This window comes from Burkholderia paludis (assembly GCF_000732615.1).
GTDB lineage: Bacteria > Pseudomonadota > Gammaproteobacteria > Burkholderiales > Burkholderiaceae > Burkholderia > Burkholderia paludis.
Window position 1 is genome coordinate 14,963 of record NZ_JPGL01000011.1, and the last position, 16,622, is coordinate 31,584.

General features: G+C 63.4%; 15 protein-coding genes and 1 pseudogene. 5 read left to right on the top strand and 11 right to left on the bottom strand.

Going from position 1 to position 16,622, the window contains the following annotated elements; all coding sequences use genetic code 11:
* Nucleotides 1-428: 428 nt before the first annotated feature.
* Nucleotides 429-1,745 carry a replication initiation protein gene (locus GQ56_RS0107335; RefSeq protein ID WP_031398031.1) on the top strand — a complete coding sequence of 439 codons (1,317 nt, stop codon included), beginning with the start codon at nucleotides 429-431 and terminating at the stop codon, nucleotides 1,743-1,745.
* Nucleotides 1,746-1,838: 93 nt separating this feature from the next.
* Here GQ56_RS0107335 and GQ56_RS0107340 read toward each other — a convergent pair whose 3' ends face one another.
* The 4 genes from GQ56_RS0107340 to GQ56_RS0107355 form a co-directional block, all read right to left on the bottom strand.
* Nucleotides 1,839-2,870 carry a ParB/RepB/Spo0J family partition protein gene (locus GQ56_RS0107340; protein ID WP_031398032.1) on the bottom strand — a complete coding sequence of 344 codons (1,032 nt, stop codon included), beginning with the start codon at nucleotides 2,868-2,870 and terminating at the stop codon, nucleotides 1,839-1,841.
* Nucleotides 2,863-3,558 (bottom strand): ParA family protein, encoded by a 696-nt coding sequence (locus GQ56_RS0107345; protein WP_031398033.1) that lies wholly within the window; start codon nucleotides 3,556-3,558, stop codon nucleotides 2,863-2,865. Before GQ56_RS0107345 ends, GQ56_RS0107340 begins: the two co-directional genes overlap by 8 nt.
* Before the next feature lie 1,799 nt (nucleotides 3,559-5,357).
* Nucleotides 5,358-6,371 carry an AraC family transcriptional regulator gene (locus GQ56_RS0107350; protein WP_031398034.1) on the bottom strand — a complete coding sequence of 338 codons (1,014 nt, stop codon included), beginning with the start codon at nucleotides 6,369-6,371 and terminating at the stop codon, nucleotides 5,358-5,360.
* Between the two features lie 132 nt (nucleotides 6,372-6,503).
* Nucleotides 6,504-7,628, bottom strand: coding sequence for an MBL fold metallo-hydrolase (locus GQ56_RS0107355; protein ID WP_031398035.1), 1,125 nt, complete (start codon nucleotides 7,626-7,628; stop codon nucleotides 6,504-6,506).
* 83 nt (nucleotides 7,629-7,711) lie between these two features.
* Here GQ56_RS0107355 and GQ56_RS0107360 point away from each other — a divergent pair, with 83 nt between their 5' ends.
* Together GQ56_RS0107360 and GQ56_RS0107365 are read left to right on the top strand one after the other, a co-directional pair.
* Nucleotides 7,712-8,365 (top strand): TetR/AcrR family transcriptional regulator, encoded by a 654-nt coding sequence (locus GQ56_RS0107360; protein WP_031398036.1) that lies wholly within the window; start codon nucleotides 7,712-7,714, stop codon nucleotides 8,363-8,365.
* A 208-nt stretch (nucleotides 8,366-8,573) separates the two neighbouring features.
* The gene (locus GQ56_RS0107365; RefSeq protein WP_031398037.1) at nucleotides 8,574-9,065 is read left to right on the top strand and encodes a flavodoxin family protein; all 492 of its coding nucleotides are present in this window, start codon (nucleotides 8,574-8,576) and stop codon (nucleotides 9,063-9,065) included.
* A gap of 113 nt (nucleotides 9,066-9,178) precedes the next feature.
* Here the strand turns inward: GQ56_RS0107365 and GQ56_RS0107370 are convergent, their stop codons facing one another.
* Nucleotides 9,179-9,763 (bottom strand): DUF2889 domain-containing protein, encoded by a 585-nt coding sequence (locus GQ56_RS0107370; RefSeq protein ID WP_031398038.1) that lies wholly within the window; start codon nucleotides 9,761-9,763, stop codon nucleotides 9,179-9,181.
* Between the two features lie 760 nt (nucleotides 9,764-10,523).
* On the opposite strand from GQ56_RS0107370, the gene GQ56_RS0107380 reads away from it, so the two are divergent.
* Nucleotides 10,524-11,204: a ProQ/FinO family protein gene (locus tag GQ56_RS0107380; RefSeq protein WP_031398040.1), complete on the top strand. Its 681-nt coding sequence runs from the start codon at nucleotides 10,524-10,526 to the stop codon at nucleotides 11,202-11,204.
* Between the two features lie 626 nt (nucleotides 11,205-11,830).
* Nucleotides 11,831-12,004 (top strand): annotated as a pseudogene (locus GQ56_RS46440) (EamA family transporter); the annotation flags it as partial.
* 41 nt (nucleotides 12,005-12,045) lie between these two features.
* Here the strand turns inward: GQ56_RS46440 and GQ56_RS0107390 are convergent.
* The 6 genes from GQ56_RS0107390 to GQ56_RS0107415 all read right to left on the bottom strand — a co-directional run bounded on the left by GQ56_RS0107390 (nucleotide 12,046) and on the right by GQ56_RS0107415 (nucleotide 16,616).
* Nucleotides 12,046-12,396 (bottom strand): hypothetical protein, encoded by a 351-nt coding sequence (locus tag GQ56_RS0107390; RefSeq protein WP_152601678.1) that lies wholly within the window; start codon nucleotides 12,394-12,396, stop codon nucleotides 12,046-12,048.
* A gap of 139 nt (nucleotides 12,397-12,535) precedes the next feature.
* Nucleotides 12,536-13,135, bottom strand: a complete 600-nt coding sequence (locus GQ56_RS0107395; protein WP_407638583.1) for a nitrogen fixation protein NifQ — start codon at nucleotides 13,133-13,135, stop codon at nucleotides 12,536-12,538.
* Nucleotides 13,136-13,210: 75 nt separating this feature from the next.
* The gene (locus GQ56_RS0107400) at nucleotides 13,211-13,636 is read right to left on the bottom strand and encodes a TOBE domain-containing protein (RefSeq protein WP_031398043.1); all 426 of its coding nucleotides are present in this window, start codon (nucleotides 13,634-13,636) and stop codon (nucleotides 13,211-13,213) included.
* A gap of 295 nt (nucleotides 13,637-13,931) precedes the next feature.
* Nucleotides 13,932-15,431, bottom strand: coding sequence for an efflux transporter outer membrane subunit (locus GQ56_RS0107405; RefSeq protein WP_031398044.1), 1,500 nt, complete (start codon nucleotides 15,429-15,431; stop codon nucleotides 13,932-13,934).
* The gene (locus tag GQ56_RS0107410) at nucleotides 15,428-16,402 is read right to left on the bottom strand and encodes an efflux RND transporter periplasmic adaptor subunit (protein WP_031398045.1); all 975 of its coding nucleotides are present in this window, start codon (nucleotides 16,400-16,402) and stop codon (nucleotides 15,428-15,430) included. The genes GQ56_RS0107405 and GQ56_RS0107410 overlap by 4 nt, the downstream gene beginning before the upstream one ends.
* A 1-nt stretch (nucleotide 16,403) precedes the next feature.
* On the bottom strand, nucleotides 16,404-16,616 hold the full coding sequence (locus tag GQ56_RS0107415; protein ID WP_031398046.1) for a DUF1656 domain-containing protein: 213 nt from the start codon (nucleotides 16,614-16,616) through the stop codon (nucleotides 16,404-16,406).
* Between the last annotated feature and the right edge of the window lie 6 nt (nucleotides 16,617-16,622).

Genomic DNA, 16,622 nt, shown 5'->3' on the forward strand with positions numbered 1-16,622 from the left:
ATTTCGAGCCACAGGTTCCAACTTGCAGTCATCGCCGAAGTAGAGGCGGATCGGAAGGTACCCGCTTATGGGAATCGATGAAGGTAGCAAGTTATGGGAGGGAGGCGCACTTCTGCTGCAGGGCATCACGAATCTGTCCGGCGATGGCGATTTCGTCCGGATGCTTCCCATGGATGGTTACCTTACCGGGTGCAAGCCACCGTCCGGTTTTTGTGTCCGGGGATGAAAGGTAGTGACTTGTGGGAGACGTTTTCGGCTAAAGGTAGATGGATATGGGGCTCCGAACAGATCGTTCGATCCTGAATTTCCCTTTTGTGTCTGAAGGTTAGCTGCGATAGTGCAAGTAGTGCTGGAGCAAGGGCGTTGCCCCTCGGCGAGAAAAGGTATAAAGTCCGCTATCAACAAGGTGACCTTATCCGGACATTACGATGCCGCGCAAGCCCGCAAGCAAAGGCTCAGACAAACAGGTTTCGCTGTTTCAGACACCAGAGCCTCCCGACTTGCTGCGCAAGGCGGTCCAGGCGATTCACATCGCGCCCAAGTCGGGGAAGATCGGTCTGCAGCAGCGCAAGATGTTCAGCTCGCTGATCAAGAACGCGCTTCGGCAGGAGGCGTTCGAGCCCGGCCGGACGAGCTTCTCGATCTCGATCGCGTCGCTTTCGCACGAGAGCGGCTTGAACAGCAACAACACGAAATACGTCAAGGATACGGTCAACTCGCTGATCAGTACCGTCGTCAACTGGGACTACCTGGCCGCGGACCGTTCGACCGTCTGGAAAGCGTCCGGCCTGCTGGCGGGTGCGGAGCTCGAGCAGTCGGTGCTGAAGTACAGCTTCTCCGACCAGATTCGCAGCGAGTTGCTCAACCCCGAAATCTACGCGCTGATCGACATGCGGATTGCCCGCGAATTCCGGCGGTCGCACTCGCTCGCGCTGTGGGAAAACACGGTGCGTTACGAAGGGATCGGCATCACCGCGAAGATCCCGCTGCCTAAATTCCGTGACCTCATTCTCGGCCAGGACAAGGCATCGCAATCGTACAAGGAATACAAGCTGTTCAAGAGCAAGGTCCTCGTGCCGTGCATTCAGGAGGTGAACGAAGTATCGGATCACACGCTCGAGCTGATCGAACACAAGTCCGGCCGGAGCGTGGAAGCCGTTCAGTTCAAGGTGACGCGCAAGCAGAGCGCCGACACGGTGGAGGACGGCGACGTCAAGAACGAAGCGCTGGTCGAGGAGGTCGCCAAGCTCGGCATTCCGCGTTCGGAAGCACGCAGGTTGATCACGCAATACGGCGTGCAGCGCATCAAGGCGGCGATCGCCTATACGCTCAATCGGACTACGAAGAAGAATGCTGCGCCGGTCGACAACGTGGCCGCGTATTTCCGCAAGGCGCTGACACACGGCTATACGCTGGCCGACGGGCAGGGAACGGAAGCGGCCGCTCCGGCGAAGGAGTCCGGCCAGAGCAAGCAGGAGCAGATTCGCGACAAATATCTGGCGGCGAAGGTCGAGGAAGCCGGCGCCTATTTCCGCGAACTGGAGATCGACGATCAGACCAGGCTGATCGAGCGCTACAACGAGACGGTGGCCGGCTCGAAGGACCTGACGCTGTCGCCGAAGAAGAAGGCGAGCAAGCTTGCGCAGACCAGTTTCTTCCGCTGGCTGGCGCTGGATACCTGGGGCGAACCGACCTCGGACGACTTGCTGGAATTCCTGCTCAAGAGCAGCCTCGCAGGCAACTGATCCAGGCCTCGCGGCCGGGTGAGCGTCGCGCGCCGGACGTCGTCGTCCGGCGCGCGGAGCAATCTCGACGCGAGGCCTTTGTCCGGTTGAGCGCTACTTTTGCGTGACCGTCGCCAGCTCGGCGACGTACGCGTCGATGACGGTCTTGAGCTTGTCGGCGAGCGCCTCCTGGTGCGACGCGTCGACGCCCTTGAGCTGCAGGTCCAGACGTCCGTCCGGATAGGTCTTCAATTGACCGATCGCTCGCGCGTCGAGCGCGAAGTCATGACGAACGCTGTAACGCGTCCGTCCCGTTTTCTTGTTGCCGTCGCTCTGCGCACGCAGGAAATTCTCGAGATCGCGGACCGATTTTTTCCGATCGATCACGGCGGTCAGCAGCCGGTCGGCCGTCGGCTCGCCCAGGCGTTCGAAGATCAGTTTCAGGAAGTACGCCGCTTGCAGGCCGACCACGTCGTTCGCGCTGGCCATCCGTTCGAGGAGTGCGTTCGGGAGCGCGTTGAGCGACAGCGTCTTGCTGATCGATGCCTTGTCCTTGCCGATTTTTTCCGCCAGCGTGTTCTGGTCGGCAAAGACCTTTTCGTCGAGGAGGCGCTTCCATGCGACCGCGTCGTCGAAGATTGTCTGGCGTTCGTGATCGTGGTTGGCCCGATATGCGATCGTGTAGAGCTGCTCGGGCGTGTGGTCCGTGCGGAACGTGGCGTTGATGGTTTCGTCGCCGTTGATGCTCGTCGCACGCAGCCGACGTTGCCCGTCGATCACGACGAGCTTGCCGGGAAACTCCGGAAGTCGCGTGACCTTGATCGGCTCGATCTGCCCTTCCCGTTTCAACGTCAGGGCGAGTTCGTGCAGGCTCGATTCCGAGTAGAACACGCGTGGGTTGAACGGGTTCGGAATGCAATCCTTGACCAGCACCTTCTGCGGCGCGCCGAGATCGGGCGTACCGGCAGGCGTGGCCGCAACCGGTGCGCTGACGGGCGCCGATTCGCCGGCGATGTTCGGTGCGGCTGCCGGCTCGGGCAGCCGCGTTTCGAGCGCTGCATTTTCCTGAGCGAGTCCGCGCAGCAGGCCGGCCGCCAGATGCAGGTTGCCGGCGGGCTTCTTGTCTTTCGATGTGTCCTTAGCCATGGGCGGCTCCGGTAGCGCGCGTCGACGCGATGTATTGGGCCATTTCCGTGACCAGCTTTTCGATCTCTGCGCGAGCTTCCTTGAGCCCCTTCAGATATCGATTGTGATGATGGATCGTCGTGCCGAGCGCGAACGTCTGACGATAGACCTCGCGTTGTGCGATCTGGCTGTCGAGCAGATGCTCCCCTATTTCTTCAGCTCTTAGAATTTTTAAAATTTCTTCACGCATTTTAGTTTTTCCATTGACACTATTCAGCATCAATGCGGAAGAAAGATTCGGGTTACGGACGGCTCGCATCGATTCGATCATGCGGATCATCGCGACGGTGCTGTACAGATCAGCCGGCGATGGAGACAGCGGTACGAGGCAAAAGTCAGCGACTTCGAGTACGGACGCAATGCGCGGATCTTCGAGGTTGCCTGGACAGTCGACGACGATCACGTCGAAGTTTGCATCCTGCTTCTTGATCTCGCCGCCGATGCCACGGCCGGCCGGTGCGAGGGAAAGAACCGTCATCGGCAAGGTGTTTTCACCACTCGTCACCCAGCGGACTGAAGTGCCTTGAGGGTCGGCATCGATCAGCGCGACCTTGTTGCCGCCGGCTTCGAACGCAGCCGCGATATTGACGGAGATGGTTGTCTTCCCGGTCCCACCTTTTTGATTGCTGACGGCGATCTTGAAAGCCATTAAATTCCTCCACGGATTTCTGCGTAATATATGCAGATATTACGAAAATGTCCAGAAAAGCCTTCGACGGGATGTATTTTTTGACGAGCGCTGTGGTTGTCACGTGACAAGTCCGCTGGATGGCCAACGAGTCCATCGCAAATGATCGTCGAATAAATACAAAAAGCATCTCCGATTCTGTTCAAAGGAGATCGTGAAAATTTGGATAGATTGAAACGGAATCAAACATCAGTGACGACATTCGAGCGTGGCGACTGGGCATCCCACTGCATCTTTTCTTCCGATTCCGCACACTGGAACTCAAGCAGTTTTAGTTCGTAGAGAGCATTCCAGGAAGCCGTTGTCACGTGACAACCGCATAAGAGCGCATGAGTTTGATCTGCGGCGCGCTATACGAGAAATGGCGTCCCGATCTCGACGGAAAGGCATCACGACACCAACTCGATATCCGATTGCGGTTCTGAGGCCCAATGGAATTATCGAGCAGCGAGGTGAGTTGTCACGTGACAATCGACTCGGCAAGCAGACCAACGTAGATGCCCGACTATTTTCAACAGGCTACTTTGGGCGAACAGTACCGTCACTGATCGGTGAGTTGAAGGAGCGATCAGGATAGGATTGGCGGACGATACCGAGTCGGTGCATTTGGTTTGCAGTGCGGGTTGGTTGTCGAGTTGTCACGTGACAACAGAAGCGCCGGATCCGGGAATCCAACTGAAAAGGTGGCCCGGGAAACCGTGTGCGAATGCATGGCTAGGTGGAGTAGCCGAAATCCCGATGGCTTTTCGGACTAATGCTCTCATTAGTGACCGCTGAATGCAGGATCAACGTAATACCCGGGATGCTCGTGAAAACATGCTCCGAGAGACCGTTGAATGATATGGCCCCATTAAAATGAGGTGCTCGGATCGGGGTTCTCACACGCCGCATTTGTCAGGGCAGGGGAGTCGCTACGATTTGAGAATTCCGTACCATTGCAAGAGTAGCCTGATGGCGCAAAGCGTCAGCCGCGCAAGCGGGCTTCAATTGACACGCAAATTTGCGCGTTAGGAACGTGTGTCTGTTCGGAGGGACCGGATCGTGAAACATTTGCGAAAAATGGGGCTCTCAAGTAAACCCTTATCTGGCAAGGGCTTGCGCGATCTTTCTCATGTTGTTTCACGGAAAGTGAGCCCGATTGCCTTCGGAAATGGGGGCGTATGGATGTGAGGCGCGTGCAGCTTGAGGATTGATGTGAATGTGGCGCAAAAGGGTTTATTTGATACGTATTTTGTGGTTTTTGATACGTAATATGGTTGAATTCACCTTCGAGGTCCATGGCTCGAGGGTGTTGTCCCAAATTTTTGCTCCCTGTCCGGTCATGGATGCGACGCGAGTTGTCACGTGACAACGCATGCTCCGGTTGATCGTTTCCTTGATCTGGCGAACCTCGCTGTATGCGGATCACCGGAAAATTCGGGGTAGACGGTTACGAGGTCGGCAAACGAGATGTGCTCTTTGAAGCAGGGCGTTGCGTCGCATATTCAAACTGGCCGGTGTGGGAGTGCCTGTCGAATGCGATGCTCGCGAGCCCGAGCGTGCGACCGACTTTGAGAGAGGGGCAACCGACGGTTCGGCAGGCACCGGTCGAAGGCACCTTTCCGGAAAGGCGCCGAGCAATCCGTCATCGAACGGCCGATTGCACGCAACTCGTCGCGCACCCTCGATTCAACCAGTTCAATCCGCTGCACGGGCGATCCGGCTATTCGGCCGGCTCCGACAAAGTCGGCACCCGATGTCTTCAGTGCGGCTCTCAGCGGTCAATAACTGGCAGCAATAGATAAGGCAGCGTCCGTCCCGCTCCGCAGACTGTCGATATCTCGTCGCGGTGAATTCCCGAACAACCGGCTGTATTCGCGGTTGAACTGGGTCGGGCTGGCATATCCGACCCTGAACGACGCGGACGCCGCGTCGAGTCTCTCCGACAGCATCAGTCGACGTGCTTCATTGAGCCGTATCCACTTCTGGTATTGCAGCGGGCTCATGCCAGTGAGCTGACGGAAGTGATGATGAAAAGTCGAACTGCTCATCTGAACCTGAGCGGCGAGATCGTCGACTCGCAAAGACTCGTCGAAGTGCATCCGCAACCATTGGATCGCCCGCGACACGCGGTGGCCCTGGCTACCGGCGGACGCAATCTGACGCAGACGAGCACCTTGATCGCTGGTCAGAAGCCTGTAGTAGATTTCCCTTTCGATATACGGCGCGAGAACGGCAATGGCGCCCGGCTCATCCAGCAACGCGAGCAGCCGGCTCAGTGCGTCGTAGAGCGGCTCGGTCATATCGCCGACGACGAGGCCACGACCCGCGGTGGCCTCATCGTGATCTGGCGCGACCTGCATCATCAGTTCGGCCATGACGCGAAAATCGAGTTTGAGCCCGAGACCGAGAAACGGCTTTTCGCGGCTGGCTTCAATGACCTGCGTCGAACCGGGCAAATCGAGCGACGTAATCAGAAAGCGGTTTGCATCGTAGATGTACATGTCGCCACTCTGAATAACCCGTTTCGCACCCTGGACGACGAGACCGAAGCTTGGCTCGACCATGCAGTCCATGGGCTGCGTCGGCGCCTCCCTGCGATGGAAGCTGAGGTTCGGAATGGCGGTGTTGAGGTGGTCGACGCCCTCGGTCCACCGCGCGACGCGCTCGGCGAGCGTCTGCCGCAGCGTGTTCTCCCGGCTGTGTCCGGGTGACTGGCGGATTGAGGAGGGGAGCGCAGCGATGGCAACGCTGCCTTGTGGGTGGGGGATGTATCGGGCAGAGGCCGGAGGCATGACTTCTTTATTCAGGTAATCGAATCGACGGGCAGGCCATCGACGAAAGGCCGGGCCGACAACGTGCTGCCGGGAGCCGGCGCGTCGCCGTGCTCCCGGAAGGCATGTGCTACAACGGGTGGAAGGGGGCTACTACTTCGTTGGCTGCGACTGGCAAAGCTGCCAGCGGCGCGATTGGGTTGCCGGCGCCGCCGCGCGTTCGTCCACCGTGCGCCACCATCGTTCGCCACGGTGCGGTTTGTCGAGGTCGAGGCGCTCGCCCATCCTGGGCGTCGACAACTCGATGCCGCGCACGAGCGCCAGCGCGGTGACGCGTTCGAACGGCTCCTGCCAGCGATGCATTGCGAGATCGAACGTGCCGTTGTGGATCGGGATCAGCCAGCGCCCGCGCAAATCGACGTGTGCCTGCACGGTTTCTTCCGGCTGCATATGCACGTACGGCCATTGCGCATCGTAGGCGCCTGTTTCGATCAGCGTGACGTCGAACGGACCGAGGCGCTCGCCGATCTCCCGGAAACCGTCGAAGTAGCCCGTATCGCCGCTGAAGAACACACGCAAGTCGTCGTCGACGATGACCCAGGATGCCCAGAGCGTGCTGTTGCCGTCAAACAGGCTGCGCCCCGAGAAGTGCTGGGCGGGGGTTGCGGTCAGCGTCAGGCCGGCCTCGTTGACACTCTGCCACCAATCGAGCTGGCGAACCTTCTTGGCGTCGATGCCCCATTCGACCAGGCGATCGCCGACGCCCAGCGTGGTCACGAACACGTCGGTGGTTGCCGCGAGCGCGAGCACCGTCTCACGGTCGAGGTGGTCGTAATGATCGTGCGACAGGATCACGCCGCGCAGCGGCGGAAGATCTTCGAGCGCAATGGGCGGCGCATGGAAACGTTTCGGGCCGATGCGCCGAAACGGCGACGCACGTTCGGCAAATACGGGATCGGTCAGCCAGAATTCGCCTCGCAGCTTGAACAGCAGCGTCGAATGGCCAAGCCGGTACAGGCTGCGATCGGGGGCCGCATCGAGATCCGCGCGGGTCAGAGGATCGACGGGCAGGCCGCCTGCAGGCACGGTATCGCGCGGCTTGTTGACCAGCATGTTCCATACGATCCCGAGCGTCTTGCCGAATCCTTCGACAGGACGCGGCGCGACATTGCTGAAGCGATGGCCATTGTGCTGAGGCGAACCGCCGGACAGCATGCGACCGCGCCTGGCGGCTGCAAAACCCAGAATGCGGTGAATCAAAACGAGAGGCGATGCCATGTCGGTTCGTCCGGAATAGAAAGTACACTAAACAGTGTAGTTTATTTTTTGGGGAAGTAAACTGCCCGGTGTAAAATTTCTGCATGGAAACCAGCACTCCCCCTCAGCGCCTCACCGATCGAAAGCGCGCGGCCATTGTCGACGCGGCCATCGAGGAATTTCTCGCCGCGGGGTACGACGCGACGAGCATGGATCGCATCGCCGCCCGCGCGGATGTGTCGAAGCGCACGGTCTATAACCACTTCCCTGGCAAGGAAACGCTGTTCGCCGCGATCCTGCAAAAGCTCTGGGATGCGACCCGGTCCGGCGGCTCGCCGGCCTATCGCGCCGACGTGCCGCTGCGCGAGCAACTGCTTGCGTTACTCGATCGCAAATTGCGCCTGATGACCGACGAGGCATTTCTTGCGCTCGCACGCGTCGCGATCGGCGCGGCCATCCATTCGCCTGACCGCGCGCGCGACATGGTCGAGCGTCTCAGCGAGCGCGAGGAAGACATGACGGTCTGGGTGCGTTCCGCTGCGGCGGCCGGGCGGCTGTCGGTCACCGATCCGGTGTTCGCCGCGCATCAGTTGCACGGCGTGGTGAAGGCGTTCGCGTTCTGGCCGCAGATCACGATGGGCCAGCCGCCGCTCGCGGCGCCGGAGCAACAGAAAGTCGCGGAATCCGCGGCGGATATGTTTCTCGCGTATTACGCGCGGCCGGACGACGGCGATGCATCGCACGCGGCACCGGGCTGACCGTGCACCGGGCATGCCGGCATGTATCGAGGCCGCGGTGCCATACGCACAACCCGTGCAGGACTCGATAAACGCAGCGCGCCGACGCGGCGGCAAAACCACCTGATCCGCGCCGGCGGGCGCGGAACCGGAACCCATGCTGGCCGGCTACCCGGCGTCGACCGGCGATACTGCCGATACACCTGAAGCCGAACGCGAGCGACGACGAATGAAGAGGCTGTTGATCGTCTACCACACGATGACCGGGGGCACGCATCAGATGGCCGAAGCGGCCGCCGGTGCGGCGCGCGAGCAACCCGGCGTCGACGTCAGGCTGCAGCGCGCGGACGCGACGAGCGCGGACGACGTGCTGGCCGCCGATGCATACCTGTTCGCGACGCCGGAGAATCTCGCGGCGATGTCCGGCCTGATGAAGGACTTTTTCGATCGCTGCTACTACGCGGCGCTCGACCGCGTGAACGGCCGCCCGTATGCGGCGATGATCTGCGCGGGCAGCGACGGGCAGAACGCGTTGCGCCAGATCGACCGGATCGCGACCGGATGGCGGTTGAAGAATGTGGCGCCGGGCCTGATCGTCTGTACTCGCGCGCAGACGCCCGAGCGCATCCTCGCGCCGAAGACGATCGACGACGACGATCTCGCCCGCTGCGCCGAACTGGGAGCGGGCCTTGCAGCGGGACTCGCGCTGGGCGTGTTCTGACGACCGGCACGGCGGTAGCGGCAACCGGGCGAGGGCGATATGGGCATACGACACATGCACGATCTCGTGCGGTACCGTTCCCATGAACACTGGGCCGGCCGAGTGCCGGAATCCTAGCTGCCTTTGACCGATCCTGAAGGCCGGTGGTATTCAGGCCAAAGCAATTTCACGAGATCGCGCGACGCGCCGTACGCATGGCAACTGTCGATCTTGAGCGGCTTTCCCGCGCTGTCGCGCTCCTCGAGCGACGACCGTCGCATGTCGACCATCGTCTGATAGGCCGTGGTGGCGATCGGGCCGAGCAATTCCTTCAGGTGCGTGCAGGTATCGCAGGACGGCAGGCGCTTGCGTACCTCGCTGTTCCAGCCGGCGCCGATGTTCAGCCCGACGAGCGCCTGTAGCGAGTCGCCGCCGCCCGGACACTGCGCATACGGATGCGACCTGAGGAACGTGGAGACGGCGCGCACCACCATGTCTGCGTCGAAAACCAGTGTCACGCCGAGATCGTGGATCGGCGCCAGCGCGGCAACCGTTCGCGTGCCGCCCGGCGGCGTGAAATCGCGGGTCTTGCGGTCCGCGAGGCAGGCCGTCACTTCGAACAGGCCGTCGCTGCGCCGATAGCCGCGCATGTCGATCTGCCGATGGTGAATCTCCTCGCGCGTGACGCCGTCATGCGAGATGTCTTGTGGGGGGACCATGTCACTGCTCCGTTTCGTACAACCGGTTCTTTTCGCAGGCAAGCGGATATCGTCGATTGACCGCACGCGCATTGAAACGGGCCGATGCGTGCAGCCGGCGACATCGATCCGGCCATACTACGCACTTTCCGGCATCCGCGTACGCAGCGGGATCGATGCGGACGCAACGAGTCGCGTACGGGTAGCGATGCGGTCGACACGCGTGGCGGCATATCGCGGGACGTTGTAACGAGCGATGGCCGTGTGCGTCACGTCGCCGCGATCGCCGGCCGGTGCGCAGTCGCGGCGGTGTCCGCGACCGGGGGCGCGGCCATGGCAGGCGACGCACGCACGCGTCACGATCGTTTTGCATTCGCTGCGCGCGGCACGCCAACATCCTGCACCGGACGTCGATGTGCGCTGCCGCCGGCGTAATCGATCCGCTTGCACGAGACTGTCCCGATTTTTGCCGATGACGGCGAACAGCGTGACTTCCGGGAGCGTATCCATATAATGCGCAACACGACCACGCGGACGCCTTTCCGGCACCCTGAATCGGGCCCATGCGGACCGGCGAGTCAGCCGGCTGTCGCGCGTACCGGTATACTTCCACTCCTGCCTTGTCCGGCATCGTGGCCGGGTGCCTGAAAACAGAGTGGCGTGTGCGATGCGGCCCCGTAGTGCTCCGCATCGGCGGCGGACGGGGTGCACGCAAGACGGCGCAGCTTTTGTGCCGCGTGGCCGCACGAACCACACCTTATATTCCTGGTGGATTGAATTTATGGGTTTTGAACAACTTGCCGAATTGCGGGCGCAGCTCGCAGCGAAGGCCAAGCAGGAGCGCAACGCAAAGCGGCCGGCAGCGCCGACGGACGCCGGCGCGAAGCCGAAGTCCGGCGACCAGCCGCGCCGCGACGCGAAGCCGCGTACCGGCACGAAGCCGGGTGCCGACGCAAAGGCGCCGCATCGCGCGAAGCCCGCTTCGGCGAAACCGTCGGCACCGGTCGATCCGGTGATCGTTGCGATCGGCAAACTGCAGCGGAAATTTCCGCGCGCGTTCCCGAAGAATCCGGCCCCCAAAGTGCCGCTCAAGGTCGGTATCTGGGACGACCTCGCACGCGAAGCACAGGCGGTCGGCCTCAACGAAGCCGAACTGCGCGAAGCCATGTCGACGTGGTGTCGCGGCAACCGTTACTGGTCGTGCCTCGTGGAAGACGCGGTACGGGTCGATCTGCAGGGTAACGAAGCAGGCCGCGTGACGCACGACGATGCGGCGCGGGCGCGCCGGTTGAAGGCACGTCGCCCCGGCAAGGGCGCGGCACAATCGGCCAAGGGTGCGCAACCGCAGCAGCCGAAGGCAGAGCAGCAGGCCGAAGCCGCTGACGCGCAGCAACCGGCGAACGCGGAAGTGCAGGCCGACGCGGCGCCGCAGGTCGAGCAGCAAACGGCCGGAAACGAGTAACGCAGACCGCGCCGTTGCGTACCGCACGGCGCGTGCCCGCATGCAGATCGCATGCGGCGAATTCCCCGACAGGCCGGCCTGCCTCGACAGAGGCGGGCCAGGACTGCTCCCGCCGGCGCCTGAGGCGTCGGACCTGCACAGACTCTCCCTCCATGCATCGCGCGGCTTGACGAAGCATATTCGTCGATCGGCACGACACATGCGATGTTTCGATCTTGCCCTTTGCGCATGACAGGGACACAGGTCTCGAGTGCAGCGATGCTTGATTTAATCAATTCGGTTTCCTGAAAATTTCATTGCAAGAATCGTTGATCGTTGCACGGGCGACCGTATCCGCGTGTCACAGCATCATGGCTCGATAGTATCGAGCGGATCGTCAGGCACCGCATACGTCGGTTCGTTCGAGCCTGCCTGCATTTCGAAAGTGACGGGGCCGTCACATAATCAGACGTCGCGGCCATCGCTCCTTACTGCCCCTTCCAACCGGATCAAGAATCCGAGACGTTCCTCTATTCTCGTCGCACACGCTGCCGCCGCACTGTTCGGCGCTACGACATCGCTTGCCAGGGCGCTGGTCGGCACGATGCCGCCGTTCATGGTCGCCGGCTTGTTTCAGCATCGGGCGGCACTTGCGCGAACGACACGCGCACACGCATCGGCATCGGCACGATCGACATCACCGGCATGCGCACGATTTTGCGTACGACGGCAATGAACCGCACACGCATCCGCATGTGCATCTGGCGATCACGCACAGCCATGCGTATTTTCCGGACATCCATCACCGTCATCGGTATTGACGGCATCGCGACGGCGACGATGCATATCGAAAGGTGACCATTTATGGGATGTGGGGCGCATCGCACGCACCCGCTTTCATCGTTGAGCGATCGCGACGGAGCGTGAGCAGGGCCCGTGCCACGGTTCGAATCCGCCGGATCAGCGAATCGCAACGAGCGATCAGGGCGCGAAGCGTGTTGCCCGGTGCTTCGCCTGTCGATCCGCATGCGCGCGGCCAGTCGATCGCTCGTATCCGGAATGCCGATACGAGCACGTCGTCGAACAGCGCATCGACATCGACAATACTCAAGCTGCAACCGATCCAGTTCGTCGCCTGCATCGAGGTCGGGATGCGGTCAGTTTGTCGCCAGGGCAACGGGTCGCTGCGCGTGACGATCGTCCAGTTCGTCATCGCGTCAGGCTTCGGCACAAGCCGGTTTTACGCAGAAGCGGGACATGGCTTCAAAACCGCATGACGGCAGGAGGGCGGAAGGTGGTTGCTCGACTGACGATGCGATGACGCACGTGGGCGGCACGGGCCGCCGCGGCGACTATGGCGCCGGGGGAAAGCAGAAACCGAAATCCTCGCAGCCGGGGCATCCCGGTGCGGGCCCTGGCGGGACGCCGAGCGCCGCTGCTGTTTCTTGCGCGAGGAATTTCTTCCAGCGCAGCCGAGCAACGTTGCGTGCGGCGAGCGCAGGAAAATGGCGAGCGAGCATGGCGGATACCGCTTCACGCCCGTCGAGACCGAGATCGCGCCACAGGTGATCGGGGCGCAGGCACGCATGCGCGATGATCGATGCGAGACAGTCGGCGTCGTCGCGGGCAACGGCGGGATTCGCGTCGTCCATCAGCCGCGTGTGCAGCGTCGTGACGAATGCCGCGTGAGCAGGCGGCAGCAATGCAATTGCGGCCATCGGCATGAGTGCCGACGCATCGGCGGACGACAGGTGCGGAAACTGCCGCGCAAGCAGGCCGGCGAGTTGCGCAGGGGACAGGCCAAGCAGCGGGAGTTCGTTGCGGCACGCGCGCGCCGCAACGAGCGCGCCGAACAGGCGCGCGTCGGGTGCATCGGCATTGGCCGCCGCGGACAGCAGCGACTGCAGCGCCCGTTGTTGTGCAGGATCGAACGCGACCGTCATCGCAAGCATCCGCATGACGGCCACGCCGTGCGAGCCGCGCGAACGCGCGACGCCAGACGGATCGCCATCGCGATCGTCACACGCTCATTCGACGCCGACGATGACGCTCGACGCCTTGAAGATCGCGGATGCGGCCGTGCCGCTCGCGAGGCCGAGGCGCGCGACGCTGTCGTTGGTGACGATCGCGACGATCTCGGCGCCGCCCGCGGCCTTGATCACGACTTCCGAATTGACCGCGCCCTTCTCGACCGTCGAGACGGTGCCCGCGACGCAGTTGCGCGCCGACACCTTGCTGCTGTCGACGTCGACCATCACGATGACCGACGACGCCTTGACGAGCGCGAACGCCTTCGTGCCGGCCGCGAGGCCCAGCGAAGCCGCGCTGCCGTGGGTAATCACGGCGACGATGTCGAGGCCGTCCTGCGTGCGGAGCGTGATTTCGTCGTTGACGGCACCGGGCTTGACGGCGCTGACCTGACCGGCGAAATGGTTGCGGGCGCTGGTTCGCATGATGGATCTCCGGAAATTGAGCCGCCCGGCGGGCGGAGAGTGAAAGACGGGAACAGCGAACCAGTTTACCGTCAATGCGCTCGCCGCGCGGCATCGGTTTGCGATGCCCGGCATTCCGGTTACGAACGACGGCGGGGCAGGCAGCGGCCCGGGCAAGGATCGTCCGACAGGCGGATCGGAGGCGGCGCGGTCTTGCCGAGAGCGTGCTGCACTGCGGGACCGACAGGAACCGCTGTGTGTCGCGAAACGCCCGCCCCGCCGTTTGGAGCCGGCGGCGCGGACCTTCGCCGCGGCGTCACTTGGCCGCAGCGGGTGTGACGGCCGGCGCACCGGCCGCCGACGTCTGCTTCGACGCATCGGACGTCGCGTCGCCCTCCCAGCCACCGCCCAGTGCGAGGAACAACCGCACCTGATCGGCCGCGACCTGTCCCTCGGCGGCCGCGACCTGCGCCTGCACGCTTGTCAGCGTGCGCGTGGCGTCGAGGTCGGAGATGAACGACTCGCGGCCGGCCACATAGAGACGATGCGTTTCGTCGGCGGAGTTGCGGGCCGATTCGTAGGCCGTGCGCAGTGCTTCCGTGCGCTGCACGTCGGCCGCGTAGGTCGCAAGGCTCGACTGCGTTTCGCGCAGCGCGTTCAGCACGACGCCGTCGAAGTGCGCGAGCGCGCCGCCGGTCGACGCTTCGGCTTCGCGCACGCGCGCACGCTGGCCGTTGACGGGGAACGACCAGCTGATCAGCGGGCCGAACGACCAGCGGTTTGTCGTCGACGAGAACAGGTCGGCGGCGACGCCGACCGAGCCGGCCGACGCACCGATGCTGACCGACGGATACAGCGCGGCGGTCGCCACGCCGATCCGCGCGGTCGCGGCGGCGAGCTGCCGCTCGGCTTCGCGCACGTCGGGGCGGCGGCGCAGCAGCGCGGCGCCGTCGCCGATCGGAATCGGCTGGCGCAGCCTCGGCAGGCGTTCGCATTCGGCGACGGCCTTCGGCAGGTCGGCCGGCGCACGCGCGAGCAGCGCGGCGAGCTGGTATTGCGCGACCTTGCGACGGCCTTCGAAGCGCGGGATGTCGGCGGCGAGCGTGCGCACCTGGGTCACGCCGCGCGTCACGTCGGTCTGGTTGCCGCGGCCGGCATCGCGCAGCCGCTGCGACAGCGCGACGCGTTGCTTCTGCAGTGCGAGCGACTGTTTCGCGACCGCCAGCTCGTCGCCGGCCGAACACGATTCGACGTACGCGCGCACGACGTCGGCGACGACCGTGATGCGCGCCAGATCGCCGGCGGCCTGGACGGCCTCGCTGTCCGCGCGCGCAGCTTCGACGCCGCGCCGCAGCTTGCCGAACAGGTCGATCTCGTACGACACGTTGATGCCGACCGCACCTTCGTTGACGACCGGCAGCTTGTTCTCGAGCAGGTACTGCTCGGCCGATTCCTGTGCGCGCTGCACGGCGGCGGTTGCGCCGCCCGAGAATCCGCCTTGCTCGTTCGCGACTTCCAGCGCCGCGCGCGAGCGCGCGAGGTTGGCCGCGGCGACGCGCAGGTCGGTGTTCGATTTCAGCGCATCGCGCACGAGCCCGTTGAGCACGGGGTCGTCGTAGAGCTGCCACCAGTTGCCGGGCACGGGATCGCGCGACACGAGCGTGCCGTTCGCGTCGTCGAGCGCATGGTTCGCGAGCGGCGCATTCACGTACGCCTGCTGCGGCAGCGTGTAATCGGGGCCGACGGACTTGCACGCGCCGAGCGCAAGCGCGAGCGGCGCGAGCGTTGCCGCGAGGCGCAGACCGTGGCGCTTCATTGCGATGCTCCCGCCGTGCTTGCGGCCGTGCCGGAAGCCGTCGATGCGGCCGATGCCGCCGCGCTTGCGCCGGCCGCCGGCTTCGCGTCGTTGCGGCGGCGCGTGTCGTCGTCGCGCATCGACACGGTCGCGGTGCGGCCCGCGATCATCCGGAAATCGTCGGGCACGTCGTCGAGCACGACGCGTACCGGCACGCGTTGCGCGAGCCGCACCCAGCTGAACGCCGGGTTCACGTTCGGCAGCAGGTTCGCGCCCTGCGTGCGGTCACGATCCTCGATCGCGGCGACGATGCTCTGCACATGGCCGCGCAGCGTGTGCGGCTCGCCCATCACGACGATGTCGACCGGCTGGCCGATGTGAATGCCGCGCAGCTTGGTTTCCTCGAAGTAGCCGTCGACGCGGAACGAATTGCGGTCGACGACCGACAGCACCGCGCGGCCGGCCGGCACGTATTCGCCGACGCGCGGCGCGCGGTCGTTCAGGTAGCCGTCCACGGGACTGACGATCGTCGTGCGCTGCAGGTTGAGCTTCGCGGTGTCGAGCGATACCTGCGCATCGGCGACGGCGGCCTCGCCCTGTTCGACGCGCGTGCGGCTTTCCTCGACCTGCTCGCTCGCGACCAGGTTGCCGAGCTGCAGGTTGCGCGCGTATTCGCGCTTCGCCTGGGCGAGCGTCGCGCGGCGCTGCGCGAGCGTGGCTTCGGCGAGCCGTTCCGCGAGCGTGTAGCGCGCCTGGTCGATCACGAACAGCACCTGGCCGCGCCGCACTTCCTGGTTGTCGGCGACCTGGACCGACGTGATGAGGCCCGTCACGTCCGGCGCGACCTGGATCACGTCGGCGCGCACGTGGCCGTCGCGCGTCCACGGCGAGAACATGTAGTAATTGACGATCCGCCACAGCACGACGGCGGCCACGACGACGACGATCAGGGTGAGCAGGATTTGCCCTGCCGAGAGCCAGGTTTTTTTCACGTTAGGTAGCCACGAGATGGTGGGAAACGATCACGACGGCGGCAAACACGAACACGTAGATGCCGAGGTCGAAGATCGAACGGTGCCAGACGAGGCGGTAGAAGCCGACGCGCTCGAGCGCGGCGCGCACGACGATGTTGATCAGGTACGCGATCAGCATCAGCACGAGCGGAGCCGGCACGAAGACGCCGAAGAGGTCGATTTCGCCGATCATGGTCGC